General features: G+C 32.9%; 14 protein-coding genes. 2 read left to right on the forward strand and 12 right to left on the reverse strand.

All coding sequences use genetic code 11. From position 1 onward, the window contains the following. Positions 1 to 26: 26 nt before the first annotated feature. The 6 genes from cphA to AC4CVH_RS10780 all read right to left on the reverse strand — a co-directional run bounded on the left by cphA (position 27) and on the right by AC4CVH_RS10780 (position 7,896). The gene (gene cphA / locus AC4CVH_RS10755; protein WP_490787759.1) at positions 27 to 2,657 is read right to left on the reverse strand and encodes a cyanophycin synthetase; all 2,631 of its coding nucleotides are present in this window, start codon (positions 2,655 to 2,657) and stop codon (positions 27 to 29) included. 15 nt (positions 2,658 to 2,672) lie between these two features. Continuing rightward, entirely contained in the window at positions 2,673 to 3,479 is an 807-nt protein-coding gene (locus AC4CVH_RS10760; RefSeq protein WP_490787760.1) for a cyanophycinase, read from the reverse strand. A gap of 157 nt (positions 3,480 to 3,636) precedes the next feature. Beyond that, on the reverse strand, positions 3,637 to 5,190 hold the full coding sequence (locus AC4CVH_RS10765) for a DUF3794 and LysM peptidoglycan-binding domain-containing protein (protein WP_490787761.1): 1,554 nt from the start codon (positions 5,188 to 5,190) through the stop codon (positions 3,637 to 3,639). Positions 5,191 to 5,429: 239 nt separating this feature from the next. Continuing rightward, entirely contained in the window at positions 5,430 to 5,666 is a 237-nt protein-coding gene (locus AC4CVH_RS10770; protein WP_490787762.1) for a Veg family protein, read from the reverse strand. A 203-nt stretch (positions 5,667 to 5,869) separates the two neighbouring features. Next, positions 5,870 to 6,751, reverse strand: coding sequence for a sporulation peptidase YabG (gene yabG, locus AC4CVH_RS10775; protein WP_490787763.1), 882 nt, complete (start codon positions 6,749 to 6,751; stop codon positions 5,870 to 5,872). A gap of 137 nt (positions 6,752 to 6,888) precedes the next feature. Beyond that, on the reverse strand, positions 6,889 to 7,896 hold the full coding sequence (locus AC4CVH_RS10780) for a CotS family spore coat protein (RefSeq protein ID WP_490787764.1): 1,008 nt from the start codon (positions 7,894 to 7,896) through the stop codon (positions 6,889 to 6,891). Between the two features lie 114 nt (positions 7,897 to 8,010). Between AC4CVH_RS10780 and AC4CVH_RS10785 the strand changes: the two genes are divergently transcribed. Then, complete coding sequence (locus AC4CVH_RS10785) at positions 8,011 to 9,138, forward strand: glycosyltransferase family 4 protein (RefSeq protein WP_490787765.1); 1,128 nt, start codon at positions 8,011 to 8,013, stop codon at positions 9,136 to 9,138. Between the two features lie 55 nt (positions 9,139 to 9,193). Here AC4CVH_RS10785 and AC4CVH_RS10790 read toward each other — a convergent pair whose 3' ends face one another. From AC4CVH_RS10790 to AC4CVH_RS10805, 4 genes are read right to left on the reverse strand one after another with little or no spacing between them, the layout of a single operon-like run. Then, positions 9,194 to 10,216 (reverse strand): CotS family spore coat protein, encoded by a 1,023-nt coding sequence (locus AC4CVH_RS10790; RefSeq protein WP_490787766.1) that lies wholly within the window; start codon positions 10,214 to 10,216, stop codon positions 9,194 to 9,196. Positions 10,217 to 10,250: 34 nt separating this feature from the next. Next, complete coding sequence (locus AC4CVH_RS10795; RefSeq protein ID WP_490787767.1) at positions 10,251 to 10,985, reverse strand: spore coat protein; 735 nt, start codon at positions 10,983 to 10,985, stop codon at positions 10,251 to 10,253. Positions 10,986 to 11,022: 37 nt separating this feature from the next. After that, positions 11,023 to 11,214 carry a hypothetical protein gene (locus AC4CVH_RS10800; RefSeq protein WP_490787768.1) on the reverse strand — a complete coding sequence of 64 codons (192 nt, stop codon included), beginning with the start codon at positions 11,212 to 11,214 and terminating at the stop codon, positions 11,023 to 11,025. A gap of 20 nt (positions 11,215 to 11,234) precedes the next feature. Then, the gene (locus AC4CVH_RS10805) at positions 11,235 to 12,242 is read right to left on the reverse strand and encodes a CotS family spore coat protein (protein WP_490787769.1); all 1,008 of its coding nucleotides are present in this window, start codon (positions 12,240 to 12,242) and stop codon (positions 11,235 to 11,237) included. Between the two features lie 166 nt (positions 12,243 to 12,408). Here AC4CVH_RS10805 and AC4CVH_RS10810 point away from each other — a divergent pair, with 166 nt between their 5' ends. Further along, positions 12,409 to 13,533 (forward strand): glycosyltransferase family 4 protein, encoded by a 1,125-nt coding sequence (locus AC4CVH_RS10810; protein WP_490787770.1) that lies wholly within the window; start codon positions 12,409 to 12,411, stop codon positions 13,531 to 13,533. Between the two features lie 139 nt (positions 13,534 to 13,672). Here the strand turns inward: AC4CVH_RS10810 and AC4CVH_RS10815 are convergent, their stop codons facing one another. Both AC4CVH_RS10815 and AC4CVH_RS10820 read right to left on the reverse strand, forming a co-directional pair. Further along, positions 13,673 to 14,929: an ABC transporter substrate-binding protein gene (locus AC4CVH_RS10815; RefSeq protein WP_490787771.1), complete on the reverse strand. Its 1,257-nt coding sequence runs from the start codon at positions 14,927 to 14,929 to the stop codon at positions 13,673 to 13,675. A 115-nt stretch (positions 14,930 to 15,044) separates the two neighbouring features. Further along, positions 15,045 to 16,433, reverse strand: a complete 1,389-nt coding sequence (locus tag AC4CVH_RS10820; RefSeq protein WP_490787772.1) for a radical SAM/SPASM domain-containing protein — start codon at positions 16,431 to 16,433, stop codon at positions 15,045 to 15,047. Between the last annotated feature and the right edge of the window lie 165 nt (positions 16,434 to 16,598).

The raw sequence follows: 16,598 nt of genomic DNA on the forward strand, positions 1-16,598 counted from the left end.
TATTCCGAGGATATGATAAAAACATTTTATACTGTAACTTCAGAATTTTGAGCCTTATTTGACCTTTCTTGCTTTATTTTCTTTGCAATAATCTTTTGAAGAGGGCTAAGTCTCTCAAAAAACACTATTACTATATCGCCTGGGCGAATATTGTCTATTGCATCTTCCAATGCCTTTTCTTCATCCAATATCGTTCTAAGTTTTTTTATATTGAATGCACTTTTCAGCACACCTCTCCTTAATATTGAAGCTATGTCGCCAAGTTTTCTTCCCCTTCTGTCTTTATCTTCCTTGATATATATATAATCAAAGCTCTCACCTGCTATTCTTCCTATCTCCTCAACACTTCTATCCATTCTGTCTCCTGGTACTCCTATTATTCCAACAAGTCTTTTATGCTTAATATTCTTAATACCTTTAATCACTGATTTATACCCTTCAATATTATGACCGTAATCAAGAATTACTTTTCCCCCATGTATGTCGTACATATTAAATCTTCCCGGATTGAAAGCTTCATCTCCATAAAATGATTTGAGCCCATTGGAAATGTCCATGAAACTTACATTCAATCCTATGGCAGCTCCACAGGCAGCCATGGCATTTTCCAAATTATAGACCAATTTTCCTTCAAGGGATATCTTTATGTCATTTACCTTTATAACCGGCATTACACTATTTTCTTTTTCAACATAGATAACATTGTTATAAATATATATACCATAACCTCCTTTATTTATGTTGTTTCTGAGTATAGTGTTGTATTTGTCCTTTGAAAACATTATTATATTGCTTTTAATTCTATTTATTATACTTATACTAACAAGATCATCGGCGTTCATTACAACATAGCCGTTTTTCCTGACAGCTTCTCCCACCAGTGACTTTACAAAAGCAAGGTCCTCCATGGTATTTACCCCGTCTATTCCAAGATGATCCTCTGTAATATTTGTTATAACGCCTACATCAGCTGCATCATATGCCAGACCTTTTTTTATTATTCCACCTCTTGCTGTCTCGAGAACAGCCGCCTCTACCTCCCGATTGTTCAGCACCGCTTTTGCACTATAGTATCCTGTAGTATCACCAGTATATATACATTTTCCGTCTACATAAATTCCGCCGGTTGTCGTCATGCCAACCTTGCATCCTGTCTGTGCAAGTATATGCGCTATAAGTCTTGTAGTTGTTGTTTTACCATTGGTTCCTGTAATTGAAACAATAGGTATTGTAAATTGTTTGTCTTTGAACATTTCATCCACTATTGCCTTTGACACATTTCTTGCCTTCCCTTTGCTTGGATAATGATGCATCCTTATCCCTGGTGCAGCATTCACTTCAATTATAGCTCCGTTTTTATCCATAGGCTTTGATATATCAAGGCAGCACAAATCTATACCACATATATCAAGGCCTATGGCTTTTGAAGCTCTCTCGCATATATCTATATTCTCCCTGCATATTTCATCGGTGCAGTCAACAGCCTTTCCTCCTGTAGAGAGATTTGCATTTTCTCTTAAAATCAGTTTTTTTCCTTTTTCAAGTATACTTTCCAAATCGTAACCCTGATTTTTTATATATGATAAAAGCTGATTATCCACTTTTATTTTTGTCAGCGGTTTTTCATGCCCATATCCTCTCAATATATCTTTATTAATATTCTCTATAAGTTTTCTTACAGTCCTTTTTCCATCACCTAAAACATAGGGTGGAATCCTCTGAGAGACAGCTGTGACCTTTCCTCCCACAACACAAATTCTGTAATCTTTTCCGTCTACGTTTTTTTCTATTACTATATCACTAAATTCTCCGCAAATCTTCCTGTATGCATCTATAACATGTTGTCTATCATTCAAGCCAACAAATACACCTCTGCCCTGATTTCCCCTTCTCGGTTTCAATACCACAGGATAGCCTATATCCTCCGCTTTATATACAAGATCATCTTCATCCCTTACCAAGTCGCCTGGTGCTACCGGAAGACATTGATTTTTCAATATCTCCTTTGTAAGCAGCTTGTCGCATGCAATATCCACAGACACCGCCCTTGTATTTGAGGATATTGTAGCCTCCATGATTTTACCGTATTTACCATATCCGAGTTGAAATACACTATTATCCCCGATTCTTGTAACCGGAATGCCTCTTTTCTTAGCTTCCTGTATTATAGATGCCGTACTAGGCCCCACTTCCTCGTACCTAAACAAGTTTGTCAATGTATTCATAGCTCCGGTAAAATCATAACTTGACTGACTTACTAATGCATTTACAATATCCACTGCAATTTTCCCAGCCTGTATTCCAGTATTTTTATATATGTATTGAAATACTATATAATATTTTTGGCCTGATATCTCCCTGGATTTTCCATAGGCTACATCAATTCCAAGCATATTTTGAATGGCAATTATCATATGTTCGCATACATGTGCAAGATATGTACCTTCAAAGAGTCTTTTTCTAAATCCGTGTTCTTCATCTATCCCACATCTGTGTTCATTAAGCTGCGGTATGGTCCTTATTAATCTGTCATTAAAGTTTTCTATATCCTTAGTAGGAATTTCACTATATCCCTCCAGATCTACACACATTTTAATACACCTTTTGTGGGAATAAATGTTTCTTCCTTCAAAAACTTTAATATCATCTATTTTCATATCAATTGAATCCTCCTAATTACTATGCGGCATCCTGTTTAATATATTGAAGCTGTCACCGCTTTTAAGTACATGCAATTTCACATCAAAAATTGACAATACCTCATCAGGGTACTGTTCTGACACATTGCTGGAGCTTATGCCGGACCCGTCAATTACATACACTGCCCCTGAACCTATAACCTTGAATTCTCCCTTGTCATCCACAACTATAGCCGTATCCTCGTCTATTCCGATGCCAAGTGTTTCCGGATTCTCGGCAATTCCCACCATCAGCCTGCCAATCCTGCCTCTTTGATCAAAATGCTGGTCTATTATAACGCCTTTTATAAGTCCAAGTCCCGGGGCCATCTTTAATGTACACTTCCTTGGAGATTCCTCCTCCGGTCCTGTAACTATCATGGTATCGCTCATTACCGAAGCTCCTGCAGATGTACCAACAAAAGTACATTTATTCTCATACAGCTCCTTGATTTTTGCACATAAGGGTGTTCCCCCTATAAGGCTTGTTATTCTGAGTTGATCCCCTCCTGTAAAAAAAACAAGCGAGGCATCTTTCACTTTATCTATGTTTTCCTGCCTATAGGCATTCCTTCTATTCTCTATATCCAGTATTTCTATGTTTTTTATTCCAAGGTCATTGAATATCGTCTTATATTGCCGTCCCATTTCATCTGGCACCTGGGATGCTATTGTGGCAATTACCAATGTATCTTTTTCCTTGTCAAGCTTTCCGCAAACTTCTTTTAATATATTTCTATCACCTTGTTTGTCTTCAGCTCCTCCTATTATTATCAAGTTTCCTTCCAATTTTTCTTCCAAAGTGACGCATCCTTTCTTATTTATATATGTTATTTTCACCACATTAATGGAAATTATACATACAATAAATCTTAGGAAAATAAATAATCGAGCAAAAAAAAGCTTCAGCCCACAAATCACTGAAGTTCAATAAGTCAAATTTACTTTGAATAACCGTTTAAATTATGGCTCTGCCTGGTATTAGAAGTTTGTCGCCTATTTTTATATTGTCAGCGTCTTCTATGTCATTTAACTTTACCAGATTTTCTATGGTACTGAAATATCTCTTAGCAATTTTCCACAGCGTATCGCCATTTTGAACTACATATATGGTCAAGCTTGCCTTTTTATCAGGCATTTTTCCATCCAGATTATCTACATTTACCAAAAACTCCTTGTGAGTTACATAATTGACTCTAGCATAAACTTCCAATATAGCTTTTACTGCTATAGTATTTACTTCTATTTCAGCATTTATGCTGTCCACTGATACCTTTGCCACACACTGCATGTCAATTTTACTTCCCGGCACATCTACAGGACATGTGAATGGTATTTCTTCATTCGCCTTTTTTATATCTCCGTCAGAATTGCTGTAAAGCGCCTTTACATTAACCACGCCTTCAACAATTACCTTGTCCTCAACTATTTTCTTGTCAGTAATGCAAACATCTCCATTACACATATATATATTCTGAAGTCTCTCATTATCACCAAGCTCTATATTTGACTTCACCATATTTTCAACTGTATTTTGTCCATGAATTACATTAAGTTCATAGTCTTTTTTATCTATTTTCATGAGCGAGTTTGGCGAGTATGCATCTTCAATTATATCCATATCCTCCTTGTACATAACTTTGGTATTTGATTTTACAAGTGCTTCAATCTCAACTATCCTATCTTCTCCAAGGTCATCTTCACGCACATTGTATTCCAGTCCATCCATAATAAAGTCGGTAAAACTGTCCATTGAAGGCATTACCCCTTTTAACTCAATCTCTTTTTCAACAGGTACATCATCTTCGACCATAACTATTTCTCCAGTGTCTTTTCCTCTATACATCAGTTTTATGAGCACGGATGCAGAAACTTGAATTTTATCATCTAAAACATTGACATCTTTTTTATGAATCAAGGTATCTATTTTCAATATATCTCCTATCTGAAGCTTCTCAGAAGGAATTTGAATTTCGGTTTTTGCTATAAGATTTCCGGAAACCTTACCCATTATCTTATCTAAAGTAGCTGGATTTTTGAGCATTTGTATGTTCTCCTGACCTTCCATATCCTTTACAACTTCAAAGTTATAATTTTTATAGACTTCAGCTTTCAACTTCACTATACCTTCTATTTGTACTTTTCTCTCATTTACCACCATACAATCCATATGTTCAATATAACAGCTTGAATCACAACTCATTGTATGTTCTGCACCTGGTATCTCCACATAATTCGAAAAATCACCAGTATAGTTTACACTATATACTGTTTTCTTTTCTTCTTCCTCTGTAAGATAAAGTACGTTAAACTCAATTTTCCCTTCTATAAATACCTTATCCTGCATAACTTCCTGGTTGGTTATAACCGGAGATGCATTGAGAACTAATATACTGGAAACATCGGGATGTGTATCAGGTATTACATATTCAGCCTTTACTATAGTGTCACAAAAATTTTCATCCAAGAGTTGTTCACATTCTATATTTTCCTTAACCAAATCTATACTCATAGACTTATCCTCCTCATAGAATCTACTACTTATTTATATATAGGAAACATATAAAATATGACAAAATAAATATAAAATTATTATAAATATATTTGAATTAAGATAAGCTTTAAAGTATAATTAAGATGTGAAAATTACCCCATCAAATAGATGGGGTATAAATAAAAACTGCTTGGTGTCTTTATGTTTCCAAGCTATTATCCTATTTTACAGTGTATAGATGGAATAAATATAATATATTATGCTGAAAATACTAATTGAACTGTTTTAGTTAAAACATCTGAATAGCTATATGTGACTTTTCTCTGGGTGTCGTTTTCTAGTCTGATTACAAATATACTAGGGTAGGCTTTCTCTATTACTCCTTCATTAACAAATACTTTTCTTCTGCCTCCATTGGCCTTTAGAGTAACCTTATCGCCTACATGACCTTCAATATCTTTCCTTATAGAAACCAAAATATTTGGTTTTACCATACTAAACACCTTCTCTCTACCCTTATATTATATACCCTCGCGGGTATAATGTCAAGCAAGACATATTATTGTACATTTAATAAATACTTTTGTCAATATTAATTTTTTGTAAACAAGAACAGGATATAATGATTTAACTCATTAATAATCAAGTTTTCGTCTAATGACTTATATATACAATATTATTTACATTCTAAATAAATTTATACATAAGGTGACTTCGGAAACCCTTCTCTATACTTTCCTCTGGTTTGAAGGCCGCCTATTCCATTTGTTCTCGTTATTGTATTTTCAAGGGCTTCTTGAATTGAAACAACCTTGTCTATATTGGTATAGGCTATTTTTTCACACAAAAATACAGGATCAAGACAGTGAATAAGCACCCTGCTCGGAGAACTTGCAAAGTTTGCACCAGAGTCAAGAATCCTTTCATAACAAGATTGGCATGCACCTGCAAATATAACAAGATCATCATAATTCGGTTCATAATTTCTAAGTTCAGACACTGTTTCCACAAAATATTTCGAGTTCTTGTAATTATTCAAATCCGTATAGTTACCACTGTCTTTTGCAATAGAATCATGCCCTGTAATAACTACAATATCAGGCCTTATATTCTTTACAAGTTCAAGAACCTTTGAGGGTTGTTCCTTTTCTGGTATATTTTTTCCAACTACTTCAAGCATAAGCTGTTTATACACCTTAAGACAGACTTCAAGATACTCTGAATCACCATCTACATGCAGTATTTTTCCTGGTCTTCCAAAAGCGAGTTCATTTTTGGAATTACTTGGTGTAAATCTTAAAAGCCGGCATTCTTCTCCTCTATATCCTCTAAATCCATTCCTATTCATTAAAATATTTCTTATTGAATTGTCAACTTGTCTTGTAAATATTTTTTCATTATCGGTCATGGAATTTTCCGAGACCATTTCAAGGTCATCTTCTTTGGCATCAGCTATTATTCTAAGATTTGTACCCTTCAATGTATAAATCGTTTTATCTCCATTACAGTCAATCCCTATTATCTTAAAGGTTATATCTTTTCCATATGACTTTCTAACAACCATGTCACCTATTTTCATATATTCATCTCCGCACAGTAGTCATAATAAATATAATATGAAAAATACAAATTTAGGTGCATTATTTTGAAAATTAAAAGTCCCTTCAGCCACTTAAAAATCAGCCAAAAGGACCTTTAGAAACATAAAACAAATCATCATACTTCTTTTAGATTATAAATATCTTTGAACTTATCAATAAATTCCACATACTTTTCCTTTTCATGTATGATCTGCTCAATCTTGTTGTTAAATGTATTGACAGGCCAGTTTACTTCATTGTAGTAATATCTGTTGGCAAGTCTCCAAAATCTCTGAGGAAACAGCAAGAACGCAAACAATACAGTATACTCTTCCTCTCTAAGCTCATTCACTTCATTATAAGAGTCTATTATAAGCTTGGCATATTCAATATCCCAATTAACCCTCTTTAAAACCTTGATCATAAAAGTCGATATGTCATATGCCCTTATTTCTCTCTTGCAGTAATCAAAATCTATTACATTCACATTATTGTCATCATCTATTATGATATTGTGATATGTGTAGTCATGGTGGCAGAAGCTCATCTCTTCCTCCGTAATTGCGCACAATTCATTGTACTTTGAATTTTTGAGAATGTTCAGAGCCCGTTTTCCAAAATCTTTGTAGAACTCTACCTCCTTTATATAATTTACATCAAATCTTCCCTTACTGCTCTTTCTTCTTCCCATATCCCTCATTTTATCAAGAGATCTGACTCTCTTCTCCATCAAGTGATGCCATCTTCCAAGATCAGTTTTCAATTTGCTGTTTTCAGGTGGTATATACCCTTTGGAACATTGATGTAGATTTGCAAGACATTTTGCTGCATTTTTTATGTCAACATCATCCTTGAAATCACATTCTCTACCGGGAATCCATTCAGATAAAGTATATATATCCTCATTAACAAGTGCATAGGGGTTACCGTTTATATTAACGGAATACTTATCCACCCTTGGAAATCCATTTTTTATGAGATGCTCCTTTGCTCCATATACAAACAAGAGTTTTTGCGTTCCATAATTTATTTTCTTTAAACACTTGAGTCCCTTGTCCGTTTTTAAAAAATATACACCCCTATTAGGTTTCATTGTCTCAATTTTAATACCAAACTGCCTCTCTATTTCAAATTCTCGCATCATGTTTAATCACCTCTATATATTTATATGAGGACCCATATTAATTTAGAAGAACGTTAACACTTTTAATAGTCTTTTAATATAATAAAACATACTAATTTTATGGGGAATTTTATTATGAGAATAGGAATTGATGGACGTGCTGCAAAATGGTATAGGGGTACTGGCATAGGCACTTACACCTATCAACTAATAAATTGTTTGAACAAAATAGACAGAATAAACAACTACACTGTATTCATGCCTGAGGACTGCAGAACTGAGATGAAAATAAAAAAAAATTTCAAGATCAACGATATCGAGGATAATAAAAAGGATAATTTTTGGGATGAAGTAAATACCCCGAATATATTAAGAAATGAACAAGTACAACTTTATCACATTCCCCAAAATGGAGTTGGGCTGTCTTCTATAAAAAATTGCAAATTTGTTATAACTCTTCATGACGTCATACCATACAGGATGCCTGAAACCGTAAGTGAACGATACTTGAAACTATTTTCGGAATATATTCCTAAAGTAATACCAAAATGTGATGGAATAATCACAGTATCCAATTTTTCAAAATCAGATATAATAAAGGCCTTTGATTTTCCAAAAGACAAAATATATGTGACACCCCTTGCAAGTGAAGATATATACAAACCCCTGGACAAATATATAAGCCGCTATATAGCTAAAAAATACTATTCTATAGATGGCGACTTTATACTGTATGTAGGTGGTTTCAGTCCAAGGAAAAATATAATAGGAACAATTAAAAGCTTCAGTAAGCTTGTTTCGTTGTACCAAAAACCTATAAGCCTTGTTATCGCAGGAAACAAGGGAAAATCCTATAGTTTATACAGGAAATGTGCAGAAAAGCTTGGTATCCAGGATAAAGTCATCTTTCCCGGGTTTATATCAATAAAACACCTTCCTTATATATATAATGCATCAAAACTGTTTGTTTATCCTTCATTCTATGAAGGTTTCGGCCTGCCTACAATAGAAGCAATGGCCTGTGGAATACCCGTTATAACTTCAAACAGAACATCAATCCCGGAGGTGGTTGGGGATGCTGCTTTATTGATAGATCCTGATAATCACGATGAATTGTGTTCTGCCATGTTCAATATACTGTCCGACGAACAACTTTATTCCAGACTTGTGAAATCCGGAATATCGAGATCTTCTCAGTTCAGCTGGAAAAAAACCGCCGAACAAACATTAAATATATATGGAAAAATACTAAATGAAAATTAAATTTTAAAAAAAGTTTGCATATACCTGCAAACTTTTTTATATACAAAAACTACTTTTATTTGAATACAATATGATAGAAGTCATTTAAAAATTCCTCTCTGTCTTCTTTGTAAGAAGATTTTTTCTTCATCCTATATAAAAATACACTTTCATCCCATTCCTTGCGTCTTGTATAATAATCTCTGGATATAGTATAAAAATCATAGGGAAAGTTAAGCATGGCATTTAAAATTTGCATTTCCCTGTTGCTGAGAGAATTTGTTCTACAATAATTTTTTATTATCAATTCAGCTTTCTTTATATCAAAAGCAAAATTCTTTACAACTTTATTTATAAAATTACATAAATCTCTGACTTTTATATCAATTACAGCATAGTCAAAATCTATGAAATACGCTTCGCCGCTGGATATCAATATATTGTGGTGTGCAAGGTCGTTATGACATACAACCACCTTGTCATCTTCACTGCACAGTTTGTAGTAACCGGCTTCTTCAAGCAGACTTATGCTTTTTTTTATCTCCTCGGTATAATAATCTGCATTTCTTATAAATATCTCATCAAATTCATTTTTATTCTGATGAATTGCTGCAATCTTTTTGAAGAATTCCATTTCTCCAATTCTTCTCTTGAATATATCAATAATTTTTCCATTTGCATATTTGTTTCTCAAATCTGTTTTGAAGCCTTCCGATGCTGCATGAAGCTCTCCAAGGGTCCTTGATGCTATTGTAAGGTCTATTGGATTATTAAAATTGCATTCATTTCCACATACTACATCCATAATGCAATACATATCCCCGTTCCAAATGGTATATATATTTCCATCTTTGTTTTTTACAAAATTAACTACTTTTTTAAACCTATTCTTTATATATTTTACAACATCATATATATAATTCAATTCCTCTATGGTATACTCAACTTTCTTCAAAATTTTATCGCCCTTATCTGTAGAAACCATATACACATTTCTCAATGGAACTACATCATACGCTTTTAAATTAAAGTCTTTGAAAAGTTCGACACACAAATCATATTTTGTAAGATACTTCTTATCACTATACCTATATGCCAAGAACAATACCTCCAAATAATTGATAACACTTAATTTATGTCTTCATGATTTTCATGAGTTCCCTGACAATTTTTTTTTCTTTGGCAGGGTTATTCTTATATTTAATCCAACACTTCATGAATTCAACAGGATAACTATATACCGACATTATAAATTCAAAGCTGTCCTTGTCAAGACTGGACATTTTACAAAATGCCGCTGCAAAAGTTTCCACCTCTTCGTATCTCAATTTCTTTTTCACTTTTCTGAGTAAATTTATCTCATCCATTTCAATCATATTGTAGGCGCATCCATTTAAATTTATAACTTCTATTGTATCTCCGACTTTTCTTAAGTTATTCAAATAAACATTTTTAAGACAAACTTCGTTTTTATTCATGCTTCTTTTAAGAAGACACATATAATTATTTTCATATATATTTTCAATACACTTTTTAGCCTTTTCAACATAATACATTCCATTTTCACAAATAAGCTTTTCAAAATCCGTCTCCGGGCCTTTATTCTTTATTTTTCGGATATATTTAGAGAGCTTTCTTATATAAACCTTATACTGTTCAACATGCCTTCCAAGACTATTGCCCAATCTCTTGTTCATTCTTCCTGTATATCCACACATTCTATTATGAAAATCATTTATTATACTTGTTTGTTCTTCTATTTCGGCCATGCTTGCACTTATGTCTTTCGTCTCAAAATCATCTACTTTAATTATTTTTCTATCTTGAAGATATTTGTAAAAACATGAATCAAGGTTATCATAATACACTAAAAAATCACCTCATTCTGTATTTATCAATAGCTTCTCATCTATGCTTTTTTATTTTTTTAAATATTTTTCTTTTCCTTTTCTCCAGCTCACGAACTTCCTTTTTCTTTTTTTTGATTTTATGGAGCTGTTTTACTGTTTTCTTTAAACTGTTCACCCTGTTTTCATAATATCCAAGGTCCATATTTTCTTCCTTGGTTTTATCTTCCCGTCTCTTTTTATGAGACATTAATCTCCCTCCCTTTTGTTTCATCTGTAATTTTTTAATCTGAATTCATCTACAAATTCCTGTCTTTGTTCTTCATCATCAAATAATTTTTCAAGCTTTCTTATAAATGTATCTTCACTCCAGGTTTTCTTTTCCCAATAATACTGAATTCCTATCTGCCAGTAGTCCTGTGGAAACTCTATAAAAGAAGCAATAATCGGAATATCATTTTTATAAACTCTATTTACAGCATTATATGCATCCAATACAAATACTGCTCTCCCCATACTCCACCTTCCATGTTTCATAACTCTTATAAGAAGACTTCCCAAATCATGGAGATGCGTATCCAGCATACAATAGTCAAAATCTATTACATGTACTTCATTTTCTTTAGTTATAAGTATATTATGATTAGCATAGTCATGGTGACAAAATCCATTTCCCACAATCTCTTTTTTCATTTTGTTCAGATAATAGCTCTCCATCAGATTCTTCCTAGAAGACACACATTTTTCAATTTCATCATCCATCCTTTGTATATACATGTTATCAAATTCCGTTTTTCTATCCTTTTTTAAAATTTTTTCTTTAAAATCACGTATCTCGTTTTGCCTTGTCCCAAATGTCTCCGGCCATTTGAACCATCCTATTCTGGGATTCATTTCATCTGTAAGCCTGAACCCCAGACTCTTGTTGTGAAGATCAGCCAGCTTTGAAGCTGCAAGAGAAATATCAGCTTTACTGTTATAATCTGCATTCCTTGAATTTATCCATAATGTAAGATATGCAAACCTGTCTTCTATTTTTATATATCTTTTTCCACCTACAGTTTTTATTATTCCGGGAACATTTCTAAAACCCTTATTTTGTAAATGTTCAATAGCCGAAACAATAAAAATGAAGTGACCTCTATCATAATTTATTACTTTTAAACAAAATGTATCTGTACAAGAACTGATTTTATATACATTTTTTATTTTCTCTATACGTTCAGCATGGATATTGTAATTACGTTCAATAACATCTCGTATTGTTGAAATATCCAACGTTTTCCTCCCAAAATCACTATATTGGTAGTATATGAATAAATATTTATGTATGTTCCAAGTCTTGCAATTCACCTTTTTATATACACAGCAATAGTATATATTATAGTGCCTTAAGTCAAAGGCCCAATTTACTTCATCTTGCTTTGATATGGAGGTAGAATTAATGAAAGTTGCCATCGATGCACGGGGAATCAACTGGTATAAAGGTACCGGCATAGGTACTTATACAGATAGAATATTAACCTATATGGTTAAAAATCATAAGGAAAATTTTTATCATATATATTGGTCTGGAAATAAATATCAATCCTTTGATAAAGAAAACACCAAGATAGTACTAGCCTCAAAAAAACAACATAGATTTTTTGAACAATACTATTTTCCTCAAAATTTAAGGGATGAATCCATAGACATATATCACGTACCCCAGAACGGTATAGGCATTTCAGAAAATATATGCTGCAAAAAAGTTATAACCGTACATGATCTGATACCATATATATTGCCTGAAACCGTAGGTCCAAGTTACCTTACAAAATTCTTAAAGGAAATGCCAAGAATTATAAATACAGCAGATGCAATTATAACTGTATCTGAGTGTTCAAAGAAGGATATATTGAAATTCTTTCCTATAGACGCAGACAAGATATTCGTTACTCCTCTTGCCGCTGATGATAAATATAAACCAATCGATAAAGAACTTTCGAAAAACAAGGTATACCTTAAATACAATATAAAAAAACCATTCATACTGTATATAGGCGGGTTCAGTCCAAGAAAAAATGTAGCTTCACTTATAAAAGCCTTTTCAATGGTTCATAAAAATTTAGATAAAGACTACGACCTTGTTATAGTAGGTTCCGATAGGGATGATTCACAGAAATTAAAAGATTACTGCTGTCAGTTGAATATAGATGGCAGCACAAAATTCACAGGTTTTATAAACAACTCAATGATGCCATTTTTTTATAACGCATCGGATCTATTTGTATACCCTTCCCTATACGAAGGATTCGGGCTTCCACCTCTTGAAGCCATGAGCTGTGGTACTCCAGTTATTACTTCAGATACATCATCCATTCCTGAAGTAACTGGCGACAGTGCAATATTAATAGAACCGGGCGATACAGAAAGTCTTATGTATTCAATAGAGGCGATTTTAAACGAAAAAACCATATGGAATGAATTAAATTTAAAAGGTCTGGAACGTTCAAAAAAGTTTTCATGGAAAAAAACCGCTCAAAATACAGTTAAAATATATGAAAAAATACTAAATCATCACATATAAAAAATAAAATCTTCTAACTAGTTTTCCGCTCCTAGTTAAAAGATTTTATCTATTTAAAAAAATCCCTATGATTATCCCTTGAGATAATTATATAACAAAATTCACTTTTTGTAAACGTTTATAGGGATTTAACTTTTATTTATTTTTCCACATTGATTTTCTCAAGATTCGAAATCAATATTTTTGAATCTGTGTTTTTAATATTGGACTCATTCAATATAGTGTTTATACTGTCTTTTATATCTGGAAACTTCTCTGTATATTCCATATTATACGAACCCTGCTCACTTTTTATGAAAAGACTCCATATACTGCTGTTGTAATAAGAAATGTATTTATTTATGTCCTTAAAATAATATGCATTTTTATATACAGGAAGTCTTCCATAATTATTCAGAAGATCAATTTGAAGTTTGCTGTCCGTAAGTGCAAATTTCATAAATGCTTCTGCAACTCCCTTGTCTTCGCAATTTTTGTTTATAACAATATTGACTCCTCCAAAAGACACACTTACATTTCCTCCAGGTTCAAATGAGGGGATCTCCATAACTCCCCACAAATCCTTAGCATCAGGCATAAGTTTCATCAAGTCATGTGCAATATATGGCGTTGAAACAATAGCTAAAATTCTGCTATCCTTTGCCTGACTTAAAAGTTCATCTTTGGAATAGAAATTCATGACCGAAGAATTTTTATAAATATCCTTTTCCGTACCAAATATCCTGTTCCACTTTTCAGATTTAAAATCCAACTTTTTATCCTTTGTTAGATAACTGCTTCCAAGTTGGTTTGCAAGAATTAAATTCAGGTTGTTTTCCTGTTTATAGTTTCCTGTAAAATACGCACCCTTTTCCTGATATAATTTATTTCCAACTTCTATATAATCTTTCCATGTCTTAATGTCCTGGGGATTTACTGCTGCATTTTTAAATACATCTCTTCTATATATTATAAGCTTGGGAAGTGCATCCCACGGCATCGCATAAACCTTTCCATCTATAATACAATTGTGCATTTCATTTGACTGTATTGATCCCCTATAACCGGAAACATCCTCTGTAAGATTTAAAATGTCTTTTTTATTTTTATCTATTATATACTGCAAATCTTCATCTTTCAGCGTAAACATATCAATATTATTGTTTTTAAATAAACTGCTACTATTTTTATAATCATAAGTTCCGACTTTTACATTTATTGATACTCGTTTATACTGTTTTTCAAACTCTCTGGCTGCAAACTCAAATTGAGCTTTATGATCTTTATCCGTTAAAATATTTATATTTCCAGAATAGTTTTTTCTCTTACTCTGGTCATTTCTTTTCTGACAGGACGTGAGCATACTTAAAGTCATGATAAGTATAAAAATAACAACACACTTCATATATATTTTCATGAATATTCTCCTATCTAAAATCATATAAAATATTATAACACAAATAATGCAGCAGCTTAACTCCAATACTTTATTGGATTAAAAAGACTGAAGAACAATTTCTTCAGTCTTTTCTTCAACCTTTTGACATCTTATAGTTTCCCTGTGAATTAAATTCCTCTTTCCATGCCTTCTCTGCATATGGTCTGAAATCCCTTGATAAATCATCAAGTTTCTTTTGGAATTTAGCATCTTCAAGCATCATCTTCGCACCTTCATCCGTAGGCTTTGCTCCAGTCCTCTTTGCTATGTCCCTTATTTGTTTTGTATTGTCTATCATCATACATGGAAGAAGCAAATTGCGATTATAAGGCTGTCTGTTTCTTAATTCCTTAAAGAAATCAGATTTGAATGCGTCAACAAGCTTTTTGCCACCTTTTAAATCATCTACTGCAAAATGTGCAAATATACATGGTTCAACCTGCTCTTTAGAATTTATATGACAGTAGAATTTTCCCGCTATACATCCTCCAACATAAGGAGCGTCATTAAAGAAATCTATAGTGAAATATGGCTTTGTAGTACGTATTTTTCTTATTCTTTCTCCAAGCTTTATCCTTTGTTCCGGCGTCAGCATTCCATTTGTATCAGGCTCTTTCCCAACTGGCATAAACAGGAAATACCAACTCATCTTAGAACCCTTTTCTACAAGCATATCTATAAACTCGTCAGAAGTTACTGTATCTATATTATATCTCCCTGTTGCAGAAGAAACTCCAAATAAAATTCCCCTCTCCTTCAATAAATCCATTGAGTGCATTACCTTCTTGAATACACCCTTTCCTCTTCTTTTATCAGTTTCCTCTTCAAAACCTTCAAGTGAAAACATTGGTATTACATTCCCAAGTTTCTGAATTCTGTCTGCAATTTCTTCTGTAAACAAAGTTCCATTTGTAAATGGTGTAAACATACAATCATTATATTTTTCATATATATCAAGCATGTAATCATTAAAAAATGGTTCCCCTCCCAAAATTATAAAATAGTATATTCCAAGATCCCTTGCCTCTTTTATAATCCTGTCTACTTCCTCAAAGGGTATATCATCCTTTCTGCTGTAACTTGCTGCATAACAACCAGTACATCTTAAATTACATCTCATAGAAGGGCTTATAAGTATGGTAAATGGTGTCTTTATGCCTGTTTCCTTAAAAAATTTCTGTCTCTTTGGAACACCATACCATGCTGCATTGGCGAAAAAATTAGTAAAAAATTTATCCATACAGTTTCTATTAGTCTTTCCAACAATATTCGTAGCAAGCTCGTGTATAGCTGGATTATTATGGTATAAACCTTCGACTTTCAAAATTTGAGCTAAACTTCCCTCATTTTTTCCAACCGCCTTCTTTACAAGTCCAAATAATTTATCAAGGCTTTTTTCAGGGTTTTTACTGTTGAGTAATTGCAACCCAGCTTTGACTAATGCATCCTTAGTTGTCTTTTCCAACATTCCTGTTAAATTCATTTGCCATTCCTCCCAATTAAATTATTAAGAAATGATTATTCCAACACATAATAAAAAAAACAATTTGTATAATTACAGTTTCCATAACCGCGTCTTCATTATAACATCCACTATTTTAATCTTCAATTCAGCAATATCCTAGATATTATTTGATATTCATAATCA

Source organism: Clostridium pabulibutyricum (assembly GCF_058242705.1).

Bases quoted from the DNA above. Each gene is read 5' to 3' on its own strand.
- AC4CVH_RS10810 (WP_490787770.1), top strand. From the start codon at position 12,409: ATGAAAGTTGCCATCGATGCACGGGGAATCAACTGGTATAAAGGTACC.
- AC4CVH_RS10815 (WP_490787771.1), bottom strand. From the start codon at position 14,929: ATGAAAATATATATGAAGTGTGTTGTTATTTTTATACTTATCATGACT.
- yabG (WP_490787763.1), bottom strand. From the start codon at position 6,751: ATGAAAATAGGTGACATGGTTGTTAGAAAGTCATATGGAAAAGATATA.
- AC4CVH_RS10820 (WP_490787772.1), bottom strand. From the start codon at position 16,433: ATGAATTTAACAGGAATGTTGGAAAAGACAACTAAGGATGCATTAGTC.
- cphA (WP_490787759.1), bottom strand. From the start codon at position 2,657: ATGAAAATAGATGATATTAAAGTTTTTGAAGGAAGAAACATTTATTCC.
- AC4CVH_RS10770 (WP_490787762.1), bottom strand. From the start codon at position 5,666: ATGGTAAAACCAAATATTTTGGTTTCTATAAGGAAAGATATTGAAGGT.
- AC4CVH_RS10780 (WP_490787764.1), bottom strand. From the start codon at position 7,896: ATGATGCGAGAATTTGAAATAGAGAGGCAGTTTGGTATTAAAATTGAG.
- AC4CVH_RS10785 (WP_490787765.1), top strand. From the start codon at position 8,011: ATGAGAATAGGAATTGATGGACGTGCTGCAAAATGGTATAGGGGTACT.
- AC4CVH_RS10800 (WP_490787768.1), bottom strand. From the start codon at position 11,214: ATGTCTCATAAAAAGAGACGGGAAGATAAAACCAAGGAAGAAAATATG.
- AC4CVH_RS10765 (WP_490787761.1), bottom strand. From the start codon at position 5,190: ATGAGTATAGATTTGGTTAAGGAAAATATAGAATGTGAACAACTCTTG.